Here is a 19,453-nt window from a genome sequence, read left to right on the forward strand (position 1 = left end):
AACAAAGCAAAAAATCATAGCAAATGGTGGTTATATGGTTAAATATAGCGGCAATTTACGGCATTTATTTAACTTGTATGCGTTGAGTAAAAAGATTCGTCTGAACCACTGATTTTTTTGATTATATGATTACTATTATTTTTTCCTTTTTATCCGGAAACTGTTTGAGTCGCCCGCTTTTTTTCCGGATAAAAAAAACTAAACATGGGCTTTGCAAAATAATGGCTAAGGTTGTATCTTCGCGCAAAAATTAGTTGGCAACCACATCCAAACCCTTTTTATTTACATGAATCAAATTCAACAAGTTACAGTTATTGGTGCCGGCACCATGGGCAACGGCATAGCACACGTATTTGCCCAAAATGGCCACCCCGTTACCATTGTTGACGTTAGCGAAGCTGCCTTAGAAAAAGCCATCAACACAATTGCCAATAACTTAGACCGGCAAATTGCCAAAGGCAATATTACTACTGCCGACAAAGAGAACACCCTTAAAAACCTTAAAACAAATACTAAACTTACCGAAAGTGGTATTGAACACGCCGACTTGGTTGTTGAGGCTGCCACCGAGCGCATAGACCTTAAATTGGGCATTTTTACCCAACTTGACCAACTATGTAAACCAAGCTGCATTTTGGCCTCAAACACCTCATCGCTACCTATTACCAAAATAGCCGCCGCTACCAACCGCCCCGACCGCGTAATTGGTATGCACTTTATGAACCCCGTACCCGTAATGAAATTGGTTGAAGTGATACGCGGCTACGCCACAAGCAACGAAACTACACAAACCGTAATGGAAAAATCGGTGGAGCTGGGCAAAACACCCGTAGAGGTAAACGACTACCCAGGCTTTGTTGCCAACCGCATTTTAATGCCCATGATAAACGAAGCCATCATTAGCCTGTACGAGGGTGTAGCCGGTGTAACCGAAATTGATACGGTAATGAAACTTGGCATGGCACACCCTATGGGGCCGCTTCAATTGGCCGATTTTATAGGCTTAGATGTTTGCTTAGCGATACTAAACGTATTATACACCGGATTTGGAAACCCCAAATATGCCCCCTGCCCCTTATTAGTAAATATGGTTACCGCCGGAAAATTAGGCGTAAAAACAAAAGAAGGATTTTACACTTATTCATCCGGAAACAAAGATTTGGTTGTAGCGCCTCGGTTTGCCAAATAAACAACATAAAACAAAACAGAAAAATTAGCAAAACAAAGCGAACATTATATATGGAAAGCAATATGGCTAAAAACTGGTATAAATACGCCAGCGTGATACTTATTTTGTACGGTATTTTTGCCGGATTTTTGAGCACGCCACCTCGCTTGCCCATATTAAACGAAAGCATCCGGAATTTATATTTTCATGTGCCTATGTGGTTTGCCATGATAGCCATTTACGCAACATCGGCTATGTATAGCACAAAATATCTAAGGTCGCAAAACCTAAAACACGATTTATATGCAAATGCCGCTACCATAGTTGGCAATTTATTAGGTTGGTTGGGTATGTTTACCGGCATGTTATGGGCGCGCTTTACCTGGGGCGACTGGTGGAACGGAGACGTAAAACAAATAGCCTCGTTAGTGGCTTTATGTATTTATTTGGCTTATGCCATTTTGCGCAACGCAATTGATGACGTGGACAAACGCGCCCGTATTGCCGCAGTCTATAATTTGTTTGCTTTCCCGCTGTTAATTACCCTAATTTTTATTGTGCCACGCATGTACGACTCGCTGCACCCCGGCAACGGCGGCAACCCCGCCTTTGGCGGCTACGACTTAGACCACCAAATGCGTCTTATTTTTTATCCTACTATTATTGGCTGGATATTTATGAGCTTTTGGCTGGCTAATATAGTTTGGCGTTGGTTGGTGCTCGAAAATCGGCAGTTGTTTGTTGCCCATTAGGGTTGGCGCGCAGGGCTTCTATACTTGTAAAAATAGGCTTAACCGTAAATGCAGCCGAGTAACTTTCTCGGTGGTATAATTCAATTAACCCCATGCCATTATTAAAACAATCGGTAGTGCCCGTCATGGGTTCAATGGCTATGGACTGCCTGTGTTCGGGGATATAAATTTGTACAAACGGATAAAATTCGCTGCAACCAATTTCGAGGCCCCAACCATTTGGCTTTAATAGCCGGATTGTATTGGTTGCTCCGGATTCAACAAAGGCAAAACCCGTATCAAAGTTCCAGTCTAATAAAGGTTGAGGTTCGTTAAAATGGGTAAATGTTTCAAGCTGTTTGTTTGGTATCAGGCGGTCGTTTACTCCAAGTCGCCGCACCGGCGGCAATTGAAGCAACAACTCATCTACGGGAACACCCAAGCTAAAATAAGGATGCCAGCCAAACTGCACGGGCATCTCTACCTCGTAATCCATGCCTTGAATATTGGTACTAAGGATAAAATAGCCCTGCTTGGTAATTTTATAGCTAAGACGCATATTGAATGGATAAGGGTATCCCTGATAGTTGCCAGTTCCGTAAGCAGCTTTCAGGTGTAGCTCGGCAAAATCTTGGGTGGCTTTGGTACCGGTAACATTAAAAGGCAAACTGTGGGCAAAACCATGAATGGCGTGCCCCTGCACCGAACTGTTTACAGGCAGTTGATGCATTATGCCGTTGCAAACATATTGTCCGTTATTAATACGGTTGGCAAACGGCGCCATTAAAATGCCTTTGGCCAATTCATTTGTAGCCATTTCGTCAGCAGTGCCGCACCCATCTAAAACGTTCAGCAAATGGCCGTCTATGGGCAGCCATAATTGCGTAAAATTGCCGCCATAATCCGGGGTTACAACTAATTTTATACCGTTATTGCTATGCTCGGCTACTAATTGCGTAGCTTGGCCAAACAACGCCTTATTTACCTTGAACATACTGCAAAATTGCAAAAAAAATTACAAATAGGCAAAAAAATTATATCCGGATGCACTAAAAAACCAACTATCAAAATAATCAAATAAAAGCCACAGCAAAACCATAATCGCGGGTATATTCTTCCTTTCCGGACAAAAAAATGGCGTAATTTTGCCCCTTATTGTATATCAAATGTGGTAAAGGCGAGCTTAGCAAAACAAACTCAAATCAACTCCTATCAACCAATATAGCCACAACGCAATATTAAATTTAAAAGCAAACGAATGGACAGGCATCAGTTGTCAGATGAAAACCAAACTATCAATAAAGCACAAGTATTTATACACTGGTGCACGGCTTGCTTTTTTTTACTATCCGGAGTTTTTATCACTTGTACAAACAGTATTGCCCAAACCCTACAAGTAAATCCAAGTACGGTAACAGTAGCGCCAAATAATTTTTTCGAGCTAAACTATGTAGTAGATAACGCTAATATACGCGATTTTCAGTCGCCCGATTTTGGCAATTTTAGTCTGGTAAGCGGCCCCAATCGTTCTACCCAGATGAGCATGATAAATGGCCGAACTACCATGCGCAGCAGCATAAGTTTTACTTTACAGGCAGGCAATAAAACGGGCAAATACACTATTCCGGCGGCTACAGCTATGCTCGAAGGCGGGGGCACGGTGCGTTCGGCGGCAGTAAAAGTACAAGTTGATGCCAAAGCACCGCCCTCTTCTTCTTCATCGGGGGCAGGCAGGGGGCGGCAACAAAGCCCTCAAAACCCTTTTGGGCAAAACTGGCCACCCATTTTTGGCACGCCGCCATTTAGCAACCCTCCGGCAACGCCACCAGGCGCTACTGCGCCCGGGCAGGCGAGCCCTACTACCACCATTACCAAAAAAGATATTTTTTTAAAAATAGAAATCGATACAAACACCATCTATTTAGGTCAGCAATTAGCAGTAAAATACCGCCTCTATACCAAATTAGATGCCAGCAATTATCAAATTTTAGCACAACCTGCCTTAAATGGCTTTTGGGTACAAGAAACCACGCCCAAAGTGATGCAAGCAAATAACAGGGTAAAAATTGGCAACGACACCTATACCTACTACGATTTAAAAAAATACATAGTATTTGCCCAACAAGCAGGTAATTTAAATATTGCCCCTATGTCGGCAACCGTTGACGTGCGCATACCAAACCCCAACAGCCACAGCTTTTTTAGCTTGGGCTACGATTCCGAAACAGTTTCACTCAGCAGCGACTCGTTGCAAATTACGGTGCTACCCCTGCCCGATATTAACAAGCCAAATAATTTTACCGGCGGAGTGGGCAATTTTACCGTCAATACTCGGCTTAAAGCCACACAAATTGCTGCCAACGAGCCACTCGATTTATTGCTAACCATACAAGGAACAGGCAATTTACCACTAATACAAGCACCCACACTTGAATTGCCTAAAGGTATAGAAACTTTTAATCCCGATGCCAGCGAACAAGTTTTTGCCGATGCCGACTCGTTAAAAGGTACGCGCCAGTTTAAATACACCCTTATACCGCAAAGCTCCGGAAAAATTAATTTACCCGTACTTGAGTTTAGTTATTTCGACCCCCAAACCAAACAATACCAAACCCTTCGGGGCGACAGTATTACCATTAATGTTTTACCCTCAAAAGGCACAAACGAAGCTGCCAACAACGATTTAACAACCCTTAGACCCCAGCGAAATACCGTTATAATGGGTTTGCAAAAAGTATTTTTATGGCAGTCGGCGGCTTTTTGGTTGGCATGGTTGTTGCCGTTTTTGGTGTTTGGCTTGTGGTACAAACGACAACAATACTTAATAGCTAACCAGCCTGATGCGGCCACGGTGCGCAGCAATACAGCTACCGAAAAAGCCTTAAAACGTTTGAGTGCTGCTAAACAACAGTTGGCTATGGCTAATAATAACAATAATAACGATAAAACTTTTTACGAAACACTAAGCTTGGCCTTACTACATTTTGCCGCCGATAAACTAAACTTGCCCGTAGCTAATTTATCGGCGGGGAAGGCAGCAAACTTACTTGCCCAACAAGGTTTTGATGCCCAATATATAAATGAATGGCAGCAAATTAGTCAATACTGCGAAATGGCCATTTACGCCCCAGTTAGCAGCGACCAAACTACAAAGCAGCAAATTTACGAGCAAGCGGTTGAGTTGCTTACAAAGATGGAAAAGAAATAGAACCACCCAAAGCAGCAAAATAAAAACTTGTTGCCCAACCTTGTATTTTTCCGGAAATTATTGCCTCGCACTTTTTATCCGGATAAATACTAGCAACAAATTGAACAGTTTGCTATTCAACCAAAGACCTAAACAGTGTTTTTCGCAACAAAAACTCAACCAATAAAAGAACCAACGCGATTATTACCCACCCAAAAAATTTTTCGATGTGTTTAGTAATAGTTGTTTGTTCGATCTTTGTTTTTTCAAGCTGGTCAATTTGGTCATAAATGCGGCGCAGTGCATCGTTATCGGTTGCTCTGAAGTATTTTCCATTGGTTTTATCAGCAATTTCTTGTAGCAAAGCTTCGTCAATTTCGACGAGTACTTGTTGCAGGGTCATGCCAAAAAAGCCGGGCATGGGGTAGGGCGCCATACCTTTAGTACCAACGCCAATAGTGTAAACTTTTATACCCAAGGCTTGAGCAATACTTGCAGCGGTAAGTGGCTGAATAGCTCCGGCATTATTAACGCCATCGGTCAATAAAATAACTACTTTGCTTTTTGCCTCACTGTCTTTAAGGCGGTCAACTGCGGTGGCCAGGCCCATGCCTATGGCTGTACCATCGGCCATAGCGCCGCTTTTAATGCTGCCAAGCAGGGTTTGCAGCAGGCGGTGGTCGGTTGTTAGGGGACATTGTGTAAAGCTTTCGCCGCTAAAAACAACTAAGCCAATGCGGTCGTAGGGGCGTTTTTTTATAAATTCGGCAGCAAATATTTTGGCCGCTTGCAGGCGGTCGGGGGTAAAATCGCGGGCTAACATACTACTCGACACATCTGTTGAGATGATAATGTCAATACCTTGGGCGTTTACCTTATGTTCGGTATAGACGGTTTGTGGCCTTGCCATTGCTACTGCCAAACAAGCAAAAGCCAATAAACGCAAACTGTATAACCAGGGCTGTGTTAGCAATAACCATGTTTTAGGCTGTTTAAGCAACGCTTTGGCGGTGGGCAAAAGCAGGGAAGTTTGCCGGTTTTTATTGCGTTTATAATGCCACCACCAAAAAAAAGGCAACAAAATTAGCAATAATAAAAACCAAGGATGTACAAATGTCGTTTGTGCAAAAGCCGAAAACATGGGGCAAAATTAGCGGTTTTTTGTGCGGTATGGCGGCAAAACCATCCGGATTTTTTTTATTTAGTATTGCAGCAGTTTGCCTTTAAAACTTTGCAGGCTTTGATGTCCTTTTTGAGCCATCAGGGCTTTCAGCTCTTGGGCAATACGCATAAAGCAAGCAGGCCCTTCGTGCATTAATTGGCTGCCAATTTGCACCGCCGAGGCGCCACATAAAATATGTTCGTAGGCATCGCGACCAGTGCGCACCCCCCCGCAGCCTATAATAGCAATATCTGGCTTTAGCAACTCGTAAAAGCGCCGCACGTTGGCTAAGGCGGTAGGTTTTATGTAGTCGCCGCCAATGCCGCCAAATCCGCCTTTGGGTTTTATTACAACGGCATCGGTTTGGGGGTCAATTACCAAGCCGTTACCTATACTATTAATACAAGTTACAAATGACAAAGGAAAATTGTTTAATACAGCTGCCATTTCGTCAAAATGTGCCATGTCGAAATAGGGTGGCAACTTAACACCCAAAGGGTGTTGATAGTTGGCAAAAACCTGTTCGAGCACGTAAGCTGTACGGCCTACATCATAGCCTGTTTGGGGTTTTCCGGGTATATTGGGGCACGATAAGTTTAACTCAATAGCTGCAAATTGACTACTAAATGGCGCTGCCTGTTGCAGTAGGTCTAAATTTTCGTTTAGGCTAAGGCCGGCGACCGATAAAAAAAAGGGCTTTGTGCTGTTTGGTGCGCGCTGCGTTGTTAAGTAGTTTAAATAGGCTGTTATACCTAAATTGGGTAAGCCCATTGAGTTAATACTGCCCCAGGCAGTAGGAAAATACCGCGGCTCGGGGTTGCCTTCGCGAGGTTGTAAGGTACAACTTTTTGCTACTAAAGCTCCGGCACAACTCACGTCTAAATCAACTAATTCGGCAATGGTCATACACCATGCGCCCGAAGCATTGTACAGGCAATTATCCAAGCTAATTCCGGAAAACCGGGTGCTAATATCCATATTTGCCAATGAAAATTTTGTTTTGTTGTGCAGTTTATTTGGCGCACAAAGTTACGCTGTTTTAACGGTTGGTTTAATTTTATTTTAGGGTAGTTAGCTGTTTATGGTATTTACACTTTTTACAGTCGAGTATTTTATTTTTAACTTCAAGAACTGCTTTTCATAAAATTCGTAACTCAAATAGGCCGTAATAATTGTTGCGGCGGTAATAGCTGTATAAATAAAAACATAATTAATCAAGGCGTTTGAATTAAATTGCCCAACTAATTTGGTAAAACAGAATATTAAAAGCGGGTGAACAACATAAATTCCGTATGAAATCTTTCCAATAAAGTCGCAAAAAGAATTTTCTAAATTTATTAGGTAGTTAGTTTTGGTTATTTGCCCCATGATTAAAAAAACGGTGATAACTGAAATGATTTCACCGTCAATTGCCGAAGCAATATGAAACCGATTGAATGTTAGCAGCAAAATTGCCCCCCACGAAATAATTTGCGTTATTATATGGGTGCTTATGGCAAAAAATATTGCATTTTTATAGTAGTAAAGTATAGCACCTACCACCCCAATAAACATGGTATGAAACCGAGTAACACTTATGGCAAGATATGGAATATGGATATCATAGTTTCGGTCTAAAAACCAAAAAACAGCCTTTAAACCAAGCAAAACAAGTATTAGTAATATGGATGTTTTTAATAAAAACTTGTTTGAATACTTGGCAATTTGTGGAAAAAACAAATAAAACTGCTCTTCGACCCCCAACGACCAATAATGGGCAAGCATTGGCAAGGCTGTACCCAATATAAACGGAATATTAGCTGCAAGAAACAGGTAAAAATAAATGGAAGACGGTGTAATTGTAATTTTATAGCACACAATTACAATTAAACAAACTAAAAAATACAAATAATACAACGGCCAAATACGAAGAACACGCCTGATATAAAATTCCTTTATTTTTAGCTTTGTCAGTTCTTTTTCTTTGAGTAACAGAAATGTAATCAAAAAGCCACTTAAAGTAAAGAATATAGTTACCCCATATCCGGCCAAATCTAACCCCGAAGCATTACCCGCCTTATCGGTACCAAAAATTTTGTTGTTAAGTCCAAACTCGTTTAGGGAGAGGGTAATATGCGATATAACCACTGCTAAGGCTGCAATAGCTCGCAACCCATTTAGCCCTGGCAAGTAAACGAGCTTTAATAATTGGCTGTTATTGGGGTTTACCATCAACTTTGGTATATTTTACTGCCTACCTATTGTACCAATAGCACAACTATATGCAGATAGCAACTATGGTTTATTACAAAAAACCAACCACTACAAGCCATTCATAACCGTATCAATTGCGGTTAGGCCAGCTTCGCTTTGATAATACGATAAATGGTCGCAGGCGGCTTCGTTAAGTTGTGGTAGCGGGTTACGTGTTCCGGGCACCGCGCCCATACTTGCTTTACTTACTACTAAGTCGTTGTCGCTGCCAAAAAGTAAGCTTGTTATAGTTTTGTTGGCAAGTCCGGGCAGGTTAAGCCTGTCCATTAAGCCTTTTATTTGTTTTTGGTTGTTTGTATTTATCAATTTGGTGTTTCCGGCAATAATAGTATAGGGCAGGGCAGGGTCGGGCGAATTAGCCAACTCGTCCATAAATACCGATTTTGTTTTTAAATCGTTGGTAACAACATCTACATCGCCAACCAATTTTGCTTTATCTAAAAGCCAACCAATAATGGCCACGGGTATGCCCGGAAGTGTAATTTTGTTAAGTGCAAAACTTGCCGCTAATTTTAGCATATCGAGTACATTAGGCCAGGGTGTGCCGCCGTTAGGGGTGCCCACCATAATTAGATGATTGATAATAGTATTGCCACCTTCGTTTTCAATAAACCAGCGCGCAACTACACCGCCCATTGAGTGCGCCATTAAATGCACTGTTTTGCCATGCCCTTGGCCAATACCTGCTGCTGCCAATTTGGTTTTAAGCGCTTGTGCAGTTTCTTTAATGGGGGTATTCAGGCTGTCGTAATCGTATGCAAGTATCATTTGATAGCCATGTTTGTCGGCAAGGTCAAGCAAGGGCGAGCCGCTGCCACCTGTTGAAGGTAAAAACTGGGTGCGGGTTTCGCCGGTAAAACCGTGCAGCACCACCAATATTTTTTTAAAGTTTTTCAGTTTTGCGGCAATTTCTAAATGGGTTAAATTGCTGTAAACAGCCGCTTGCGTTTGCGGGTCGCGCTCAACGGCGACTAATTTTGGATAATCGTAACCCCAACCCAATTTTTGACCTACTATTTTTTGAAAAACTATTCGTATTGTAGAAAACAAACCGCGTGTTTTGCCAGATGTGCCGTCTAAACTGCCATCATTTTCACTTCCGGATACTAATTTTGACGGCACTAACCGCTCAATGGCAATATTGGTACTACCATCCGGATTTTTTTGAGCAAAACCTACAGGCAAATAATAATCGCCATCAAAACTATATGGGATAAGGTACTCGTCTTCGTTTAATTTATCCGGAAGTTGAATTGTAATTGGGTTTTTGGCATCTACTTGTGCTAAATCGGTTTTAGCGATATTTAGCTCTAACATATTTAAACAGCCTCCGGTACCACGTGTTTTAATAATATTTAAGGGGGCGGTATTGAGGGGGTTTTGGGCAAAAATGTCGGCTTCAGGAAAAACAGCGGCAGGTTGTACCCCGCGCGTAGTTGCTGCTTTAGCTGGGGTAGTGGCTTTGTTTAAACCCGTTAATTGTGCCGTATAGCTAACGGGGCTTTTAATAGTTATGCCCGCGGCAGTTAAACTGCGGCTTGTATCGGTTGCCGATGCCTCTCTAACGGCTTTAAACACCAAGTCAAAGCAAATCCAATCGCTGGCTTGGGGGATGTCGCGCAGGCGGCTGGCCCGTTGGGTAGAAGCCCTTTCTAATGCCGATAAATTGAACTGGGCGGTTTCAAACTCTTCGTTATTTGGCAGTTCTGCTACAAATATTTTATAGAGTTGGTTGTCTTCGAAAGTACCTAAGCCCAAAAGCTCATCCGGAACGTAGGGTTCAAGGGGGTATTCTGTGCCGATGTCTTGCCCTAACTCTGCCGATTCTCCGGGTTTTAGTTTTATTTTGGGTAAAAACTCGTTACTTACTTTAAAATTTGTTTCGAGCGATAGCACACTCACCCATAATTCTTTTTGGCTGGTATTGGTTATGGTCATGCCGTATCTGATGGAGCTGCGGGTGCTGCCGTCGGCTTCGGTATAGTCGTGGTAGGGCAGTATAATTACACCTTCTTGTTGTTTGGGGTTATAATTGGCAAATACGCCTGTTTGCGGGTTTCGGCTTTGAATGCGGAGGGTTATTTTTATATTAGCGGCGGCAAGTTTGGTATTGGGGTTTTGTAATTTATAGGTGCGGTTCCATTGGGCAATATGCACCAATTGGGCAACCATTTGTTTGACGGAGGTATTGTTAAACCCTTCAGTTTGTTTAACAAGTGGCAGTTTAGTGGTTGGGCCGGTAATCATGTATTTATCAACTCCGGATTCGGTATAAGCCCATACCCAATAATTTTGCCCTTGCGAGCACTCGTCAATCAGTTCAATATGGCTGCTGGCTTGTTTGTCGGCGGCAATAGCATCGTAAAGGGCTTTGGCAGCCGCTTGTTGTGTTGTATTGTTGGCAAGTTCTGGGCCAATAAACACCTGAATGCGGGGCAAATTACTACTTGTTACCAAAGCTTTAAACGTAGTTTCTGTTTCTAATAACGATAAATCTAATTGGCTGGTAGTAGTATTCAGTTTGTTAATAGTAGCGGTTTTTAGGGGCTGTTCGGTTTCAAGGTCGGCGTTGGCATGGTAAAGGGCAAGCTCGGTATTAAGTGCCAAGCCGTGCAATGCCCCGGCATTAATGGTATAGCCGGCAGGGTTTTTTGTAACCAAATAATAAAGCCGGCCTTTTTGGTTGCCCCCTAAAAACAGTCGGTTAGCATCGTTGGGGTTTACCAATTCTAATTGGGGGTTTTGGTCGGCTACGGCGTTGGTTACTTTGGCGCTGGCGCGTATAAGCAGGTCGCGGTAGGTAATTTGGCCATTGGTGTTTTGCAGTGCCTCAAGCAAGGATACCGAAAAAATGCCGCGTTGTACTCCATTTATCGGAAACTCTTTGGCTGTTTGCGAGTTGCGAGAGGCGGCTAAAAAAATATGGTTTCCGGATGGGATATTAACCCGTTTATTTTGTTTAATGCTGTTTAATAATTGGGCATCGCTCATAAAAACGTAGTCGGCAATGGCGCGGGGTTGTGCGTTGTTGCCAGCGGCGTGAAACCTGCTTTTTACGAACTGTAAATTGCGTGTGCCTCCGCTACTGTGGCAACAATCGAAAACAAGTGCCAACTGTTCGGGGTTTTTTTGAGCCATTTGCCAAATTAGGTAGCGCAGTTCTTTATCGGCTAAGGTGTTGGCGGTTAGGTATCCTTGCTCGTTCATTGAGTCAACGGGCATAATAATTTCTAACTTGCCATCGGTGGTAAGGTGTTTAAAGGCCGCGGGGGCAGTTTCGCGGGCACCGTGGCCGGCATACTGTATAAAAACACGGTCGGCGGGTGTAATTTGTTTGGTTATATCGCGAAAACTCCGGACAATATTTGCTTTTGAAGCTTGGGCATCGCGTAAAATTGTCCAAACAATATCGTTATGGGTTTGTTTTAAGTAATCTTCCCAAGCCAAGCTATCGGCCACGCAGCCCGTAAGTTGGTTGGTAGGGTATTTGTCAACGCCAATTAATAAGGTATAAAGTTTTGAGGCCATGGTTTAAAATGTGTTTATTTTTATTGAATGGTGATTAAATGAACTTTGTAGCTTGTTGAGAACGCTTACAAAGTAAAAAAAACTTCCGGAAAAAATGGAGCTACCAATATTTTCGCTTTGTAATAGAGTGAGGAGGCAAGGCAACACAAAAGTAATTCAATATTTATAATGAAGCCCTTTTTATTTAAAAAATACTATTACGGATGGGCTGCCAAGTATATTACCCAGACCGAAAAAATAAATGAAACTGATTTCTATTGTTTTTGCTTGACTAATTTTATTTTTATTGCGTATATTTGAGCCACGTAAAAGATTATTTGCCGACATTTTTTGTACTTAAACTAAGAAGCAATACGAGGCAGGTAATGCTTCACAACCTTTTTACCTAATTTTCGTTAGCTTTGTAAAAGTTTAGGATAAAAAAGCTAAACTTGCAGTATAAAACTTGTTTGTTCACAAAAGGTAAAAATCACATCTTATATTATATGAAAAAAATTCAACTATTAATTGTTATATGCTGCCTGTTTGCCCATACAGGCACAAGCTTTGCCCAAAGCAAATTGCGCAACTTGTTTTTCAATAGTACGGTGGACGTAGTGCGCCTCGACTTTTCAACAAACCCGCCAACCCCATATAATACCGGCATTGCCGGCTCGTACGAAGGTATTGCCCACTTTGAAGATGAGTTTGGCAACCTAATGTTTTGGTACACCTCAAATGGTGTAAACGACAAAAACGGCGACATTATGCCCGGCTCGATAGGCATTTTTGCCAATTCTTCTTCAACCGAAATTAATCTTTGCCCAGTGGTAGGCAATCCTAACCAGTTTTACATATTCTATAACGCCGAAGTTTGCACCAAGCTGTATTATTCAATTATTGATATGACCCTTAACGGCGGACTGGGCGATGTAATTAAAAAAAACACCTTGATAGATGGTGGCAATTTTGCCGAAGGGCTTGAAGTAATTAGTATTCCTCAAAAAAACGAATACTGGTTGCTTACCTACGAGTGTAACAAGGGCTATAAAAAGTTTTTAATTGACGCAGCAGGTATTAATCCCGGGCAATCAATTTACCCATTTGCACAACCGGGGGGGTTTGATGGCCGCGGCGAGTTTGACTACCATAAAGGGCGCATAGGCCATTGCTTTGCCTTTGCCAATACCGTATTTTTGGCCGACTTTGACCCCGAAACAGGCGATATTTGTAACCCCGTTGTTCTTGAAGATCCTTTAAAATTTAACAGCGCTCCGTTTGGAGTTGAATTTTCGCCCGATGGCAGTAAAATGTACTTCTCGTTATGGTACACCTTAGGAATACCCAATGTGTTTCAGTACGATTTTTCGTTGGGCACTTACAAGGCATTTTTGCCCAGTTTAGGTGGCGTTGTTTCAGCCGGATTAGGGCAAATTGAACTGGGCGCCGACGGCAAATTGTATATTGTTGAAGATGGCGGCACCAATATTTTAGTGATTGACAACCCCAACGATAAAGACCCCGTTTTTAGCACTATCCCTATTAAATCAACAACCGGATTGGGCATTTCAGACCATATACAATCGTTTGTATATATTGAGCAAATTGGCGATACAATATGTGCCGAAGTAGGCAAACAAATTATCCTAAAAACCAAAGACCCTAATTTAGACTGGCAATGGTTTGAATTAAGCGACCCCGGAACCATTTTGTCAACAACTACCGAGCTACAAGTGGTTGGCCTGAACACACCGCAAACCTTTAAAGCATCCGGAATTAAAGCCGGTGAATGTCTTAAAAAAGAAGAAATTTATACTTTATACCCAATTCCGGATATTAGTGTCGATCCCTTATCGGCTACTATCGAAAAAGGGCAATCGGTACAACTAACAGCTACTACCACGGTGCCCGATGTTGAAATTTTATGGTACCCCGCCGATGGTTTAGACGACCCATTTTCGTTTACACCCATCGCCTCGCCAACTCAAACTACAACCTATTTTGCTTCGGTAGGTAATAAATTTTGCCAAAATATAGCTGAAATTACTATTACCATAGTCGAAAAAAATGTCCAATACGACACCTTGTGTGTTGCACCAGGCGCAGTAGCTACGCTAAGCATTGCCGACTCGTTAGTAAACGTCAAATGGAGCGTACTTGGCAATAGTACCGTTATTGCTACGGGTACAACTTACAATGCTACGATGGGCACGAGCCAAATTACTTATCGGGTTGAGGCAAATAACCCCAATATTGCCGGCGGCATAATTAAAGAGATAACCTTATTGCCCACTCCACAATTGTCGGCGGGTAGTGATGTACAAATTTTACCCGGCGCAAGTGCCACCTTAAATGCAACGGGTGGTGGCCCCGATGGCTACACATGGTCGCCCAGCAGTTACCTGTCAGACCCAACTATACCCAACCCGGTAGCCTCGCCGCCTAAAACCCAGCAATACGTTGTTAGCTCGTCAATATTTGGCTACTGTTTAGTTACTGATACCGTTGTTGTTACGGTTGGCACTATATCGGGCGATGCTGTTGCGCTGTGTATCAATCCGGAGGAAAACGTACAACTAACAGCCCCCGATACTATTTTAAACGTACAATGGACAGTTAATCAAACAAATATTGGAACAGGTCCAACGCTAAACCTTACGCCACCTATTAATATTAGCCAAACCTATACTGCCACCGGCGAAACCCCACAAGGCAATATTTTTAATTTAAACTATAAGCTAAACCCCAACCCAACTTTAACTGCTACTAATGCTAACGTTTTATTGGGGCAAAGTACAACGCTAAATGTTAGCGGCGCAACCTCTTATCAATGGTCTCCAGATACCTATTTAAGCTGCACCGACTGCCCTAACCCCACTTGCACCCCCACCCAAGAAATTACCTATACCATTACCGGCACCGACAACAATGGCTGCCAAAATACGACCACACTTAAAGTATCGCTGGTTTACGATGGATTTTTAATTGCCCCATCGGCATTTACACCCAATAATGATGGTATTAACGACATGTTTATACTGCAAGGCAAAAACATTGAAAGCTTAACTAATTTTGTTGTTTACAACCGTTGGGGCAAATTGGTGTACACCGGCACCGACCTTAATACAGGATGGGACGGCACCACAAACGGAAACCCTAACGAGGTTGGCGTTTATGTTTATTATGCGCAAGGCAAAGTAGCTGCAAGCGATAACCTTGTAACCGTTAAAGGCAATATTTCGTTACTACGCTAACACATAAACAAACATACTTATAAGAAATAATGCACCATATTGAACCCTACCACCGTTGGCGCGATGATTATATTGCCAGCGAAGACGAAAAATCGCCGTTTTACGAGTGCGAGTACAACGATTTTGAATACGAAAACCGGATTTACAATTTTTATATTCACCCCCAATGGGACGATATCGGTTCAGATACATTGTATATTAAACTAATTTATGCTGATTATGCAAATGGTACTGCCGTTTGCGAGCTAATTGGCGAATGGAATGACTGTATCAGTAGCGATATTATGTTGTTAAAACGAAAAGTTTTTGACCCATTAATCGCCAACCAAATTACTAAATTTATACTAATTGGCGAAAATGTGCTCAATTTTCATTTCGATGACGAAGCATATTACGAAGAGTTTAAAGACGATATTGCCGACGAAAATGGTTGGGTTGTATTGATTAATTTTCAAGAACACGTGCTGCAAGAAATGGCCGCAAATGGCCTGCAACAATATTTTATATTAGATGCGCGTTTTAACCAATTAAACTGGCGACAGCACAAACCCCAGCATTTTTTTAATTTAATTGCGCAGTTGGTGGCAACACAACAACAACAGTTGCCGTTGTATAAATCGTAATTTGTGGTAAAAAAGTAATAACTTTGCGGGTTGTTTTAACCTCAATCGCCGAGGTTTTACAACCATGAAATTATAAATTTATAATTCAAATAACTAATAATAATTACTGAATCAAAATTTTGTAGCCAATAATTTTCCGGATAAGCCACAGATACAGCTAAGAGTCTTTGTGTTTGCTTATCTAAAAATATATTATTCAGTAATTAGGAGCAAATAAACAATTAACACCTTTTAGGTTATGAAGCATAAACGAATTAGTTTTGAGGCACAAAAAATAAGTTCCTACTTATACAAAATAGGTTTTTTGTTGTGTATATTAACTTTATTTGCCAGCCAGCAGCAAACAGTCTGGGCCCAAAATAGCAAAGCCAAAAAAGGCAAAAACAGCAACTCGGCCTTAGCCCTGGGCTACCAAGACATGACAGCCCGCTATAACCGATATTTTAACAGCACCGTGCGCTATGTAGAGGCAAATACAAATATTACCATCGGCAATATAGATAATTTTGACGAACTGCTGCCTGTTTATGCCATAAAAGCCGGAGACGGTAGCAAAGCCTCGTCGCAAACCGACCAAATTATAAAAAAAACATCTTGGATTATAGACAATAAACCTAAAAGCAAATGGGTTGATGATAGCTACCTGATGCTGGGCAAAGCCTACTATTTAAATGGAGAAACCGATAAAGCACTTGAGGCATTTCAATACGTTATTAGCAATTACGGAAAAGCCATCAGAAAAACTTCGGTAAAAAAAGCACACAGCAAAGCTACCGCCGAGCAAGAAAAAGCCCGTAAAAAAGCCGCCAAAGACCGGAAAGCCGAAATAGAAGCACAAAAAAAAGAGCGAGAAAAACAAATTAAAGAAAATATTGCCGAACAAGAACGCATTAAAAAAGAACGGGAAACTGCCCAAAAAAATACTAAAAAAGAAGCCGAAAAACGAAGAAAAGAACGCGAAAAACAACAAAAAGCCGAAAAAAAAGAACGCGACCGCATAACCGAAGAGCGCAAAAAAATTACTAAAAAAAATATTGAACGGCGCAAAAAAGGCCTCGACCCCCTACCATTGCCCGAGTATAAAACAAAAGTAAACGGCCAGGATACAAATACCGAAACCAAAGTCGAGCCCGAAACTAATAAAGATAAAAAACAAAAAAACAAAGAAAAAGAACAAGCTGAAGCAAAACAAAAAGCCGATGCCGAAGCAGCTAAAAAAGCCGAAGCAGCACAAACCGATACGACCACTGCCGAAACCACTCAAACAACCGAATTAGTAGCTGGCAAAGAATATAAAAGCGGGTTCTTTTCGTTTTTAAAACACCGTCCCGCCACCTACGAAAGTCAAATATGGCTGGCACGTACTTATATTGAAACCGATAAACTGCCCGAAGCCAAAAAAATTCTCGAAAAAATTGAAAATGATGCCACCTTCCCGCGCAAACTGCGCAAAGAAGTTAATACCCTGTTTGCCTACTACTACCTGCATGCCCACGACAAACAAACAGCACGCGAATACTTACTAAAAGCTGCCCGCGAAACCTCAAAACGCAAAGGCAAAGCCCGTTTATACTATATTTTAGGGCAAATTGACAAGGATGGCAACGAAGCAAAAAACGCCCTAAAAAATTTCCGGAAAGTACTGCGAAGCCGACCCAACTACCCTATGGAGTTTAACGCCCGCATGAATATCATTGCACTTAAACTTCAAACAGGAAACTACTCGCCAAACCATGCAATTGCCATTTACGAACGCATGGCCAAAGAAGATAAAAACATAGAATACGCCGACCAAATTTACGCCGCAATGGCCGAAATTGCTTTAACTGCCGGCAACGAAAACCAAGCCGAAGGCTTCCTTAAAAAAGCAACATCAACAACTGGCGTAAACCCACAAAAAAAATCGTTTACTTACCTTAAATTAGCCGACCTTAATTACCAAAAAGGACGTTATACCGAGGCCGGCCATTTTTACGACAGCACTTTACTTAATTTGCCTAAAACCCATCTTCGGTATGAAGAAATTAAAACCCGCGCAGAGGTATTAGGTCAGTTAGCCATTTACGAAACTACCATTACAACACAAGACAGCTTGCAAGCTATTGCCAAACTGCCCGAACGAGAACGCGATGCAAAAATTGATAAAGTGGTTGACCAGCTACTGGAAGAAAACCAACGAAAAATGGAAGAATTAGCCCGGATAGAAGCCGAACGCCTAAATCAAAATCCGGAAGAAAAAAATAACAGCAGCAGCGATTTTTATTTCTATAACCCCATTACCCGCAGCACAGGTTACAACGAGTTCAAACAAAAATGGGGCAACCGACCACTAACCGACAACTGGCGGCAAAGTGCCAAACAGCAAAGCCAAATGAACGGCGAAACCTTAGCAAGCGACCTCAATAATAACCTGACGCGCGAAGACATGCTGGGCATGACTGCCGACCAACTGCGCAATATTGTAAAATCTAAAATACCACTTACGGCAAAAGCCTTAGCCGAGTCAGACACGGCCATTGCCGAAGCACTATATAAATCGGGACTAATTTACCGCAATAGCCTTAAATTGTCCGATAAAGCCGAGACGCAGTTTACAACCCTTTTGAACCGGTACCCCGCCTCGCAATATGCCCCGCCGGCCTTGTATAATTTATACCTAATGGCGCAACAAAACGGCAATACCACAAAAGTCAACCAATACAAAACCCAGCTACAACAAGATTACGCCAACACGCCCTACGCCCAATTAGTAAACGACCCCAATTATACCAACAACGCCCATAATGAGGTGCTGGCATTTTACGAAGAAAGTTTTGCACTGTACAAAGCAGGTAATTTTAGCGAGGTACGCAAAAGACAAACCGAAAGCGAAACCCGTTTTACTAATAATCCCATAACAACAAAATTTGCCCTACTTAATGCCATAGCCGTAGGTGGCACCGAAACCCGCGAAGCCTACATTGAAGCCCTTAATAAATTTGTAGCTCAATATGGCAACACCGCCACAAACGAGGTTAAAAAAGCACAAGAAATTTTACAATATTTAGCAAACAACCCCAACCAAGATGCCCCCATTACCACTAACTACACCTATACACCCGATAAAACCCACTATATTGTAATTGCCTTCGATAAGTACTCGAATTCAATTAGCACAACAACAAATAATGTATCGAACTTTAACCAAGAAAATTTTAGCGTCGAAAAACTAAAAGTAACCCAACAAATGCTCGACCTTTCGAACCAAATTTTGTTGGTAAAAGAGTTTCCAACTGCCGAAAAAGCTATGTTTTACTACAAAGCGTTGCAAAATAAAGAGGTAACTGTTTTTAAAGACTTAGATACAACCTATAAGTTTTTTGCCATCTCGAAATCGAATTTTACCGAGTATTTTAAACAAAAAGACAAAGATAAATATTTAGCATTTTTTTATGCAAATTATATGAAATAACAATTTTTCATTAAAGAAATGAAAGACATAAAACAAGCCTCGACCATTTACTTGTGTTGAGGCTTATTTTTTTATTTCCGGAAGAAAACTAAAACTAACAACTCACCATCTATTCCG

At 41.7% G+C, this 19,453-nt stretch carries 11 protein-coding genes; 6 read left to right on the forward strand and 5 right to left on the reverse strand.

Annotated features, from left to right (window positions below):
- Positions 1-295: 295 nt before the first annotated feature.
- Both IPI59_03270 and ccsA read left to right on the forward strand, forming a co-directional pair.
- Positions 296-1,189: a 3-hydroxybutyryl-CoA dehydrogenase gene (locus IPI59_03270; protein ID MBK7526579.1), complete on the forward strand. Its 894-nt coding sequence runs from the start codon at positions 296-298 to the stop codon at positions 1,187-1,189.
- Between the two features lie 62 nt (positions 1,190-1,251).
- Entirely contained in the window at positions 1,252-1,920 is a 669-nt protein-coding gene (gene ccsA / locus IPI59_03275) for a cytochrome c biogenesis protein CcsA (GenBank protein ID MBK7526580.1), read from the forward strand.
- Here the strand turns inward: ccsA and IPI59_03280 are convergent.
- Entirely contained in the window at positions 1,862-2,893 is a 1,032-nt protein-coding gene (locus IPI59_03280) for an aldose 1-epimerase (GenBank protein ID MBK7526581.1), read from the reverse strand. The genes ccsA and IPI59_03280 overlap by 59 nt on opposite strands.
- A gap of 264 nt (positions 2,894-3,157) precedes the next feature.
- Between IPI59_03280 and IPI59_03285 the strand changes: the two genes are divergently transcribed.
- Entirely contained in the window at positions 3,158-5,107 is a 1,950-nt protein-coding gene (locus IPI59_03285) for a protein BatD (GenBank protein ID MBK7526582.1), read from the forward strand.
- 112 nt (positions 5,108-5,219) lie between these two features.
- On the opposite strand, the gene IPI59_03290 is transcribed toward IPI59_03285, so the two are convergent.
- The 4 genes from IPI59_03290 to IPI59_03305 form a co-directional block, all read right to left on the reverse strand.
- On the reverse strand, positions 5,220-6,227 hold the full coding sequence (locus IPI59_03290; GenBank protein ID MBK7526583.1) for a VWA domain-containing protein: 1,008 nt from the start codon (positions 6,225-6,227) through the stop codon (positions 5,220-5,222).
- Between the two features lie 60 nt (positions 6,228-6,287).
- On the reverse strand, positions 6,288-7,226 hold the full coding sequence (locus IPI59_03295) for a dihydroorotate oxidase (protein ID MBK7526584.1): 939 nt from the start codon (positions 7,224-7,226) through the stop codon (positions 6,288-6,290).
- 93 nt (positions 7,227-7,319) lie between these two features.
- Complete coding sequence (locus tag IPI59_03300; GenBank protein MBK7526585.1) at positions 7,320-8,462, reverse strand: acyltransferase; 1,143 nt, start codon at positions 8,460-8,462, stop codon at positions 7,320-7,322.
- Between the two features lie 87 nt (positions 8,463-8,549).
- Positions 8,550-12,029, reverse strand: coding sequence for a caspase family protein (locus tag IPI59_03305; GenBank protein MBK7526586.1), 3,480 nt, complete (start codon positions 12,027-12,029; stop codon positions 8,550-8,552).
- 485 nt (positions 12,030-12,514) lie between these two features.
- Here IPI59_03305 and IPI59_03310 point away from each other — a divergent pair, with 485 nt between their 5' ends.
- From IPI59_03310 to IPI59_03320, 3 genes are all read left to right on the forward strand, one after another.
- The gene (locus tag IPI59_03310) at positions 12,515-15,262 is read left to right on the forward strand and encodes a gliding motility-associated C-terminal domain-containing protein (protein MBK7526587.1); all 2,748 of its coding nucleotides are present in this window, start codon (positions 12,515-12,517) and stop codon (positions 15,260-15,262) included.
- Between the two features lie 29 nt (positions 15,263-15,291).
- Entirely contained in the window at positions 15,292-15,885 is a 594-nt protein-coding gene (locus IPI59_03315; GenBank protein ID MBK7526588.1) for a hypothetical protein, read from the forward strand.
- A gap of 238 nt (positions 15,886-16,123) precedes the next feature.
- Entirely contained in the window at positions 16,124-19,336 is a 3,213-nt protein-coding gene (locus IPI59_03320; GenBank protein MBK7526589.1) for a tetratricopeptide repeat protein, read from the forward strand.
- Positions 19,337-19,453 lie beyond the last annotated feature (117 nt).

This window comes from Sphingobacteriales bacterium (genome assembly GCA_016706405.1).
Taxonomy (GTDB): domain Bacteria; phylum Bacteroidota; class Bacteroidia; order Chitinophagales; family UBA2359; genus BJ6.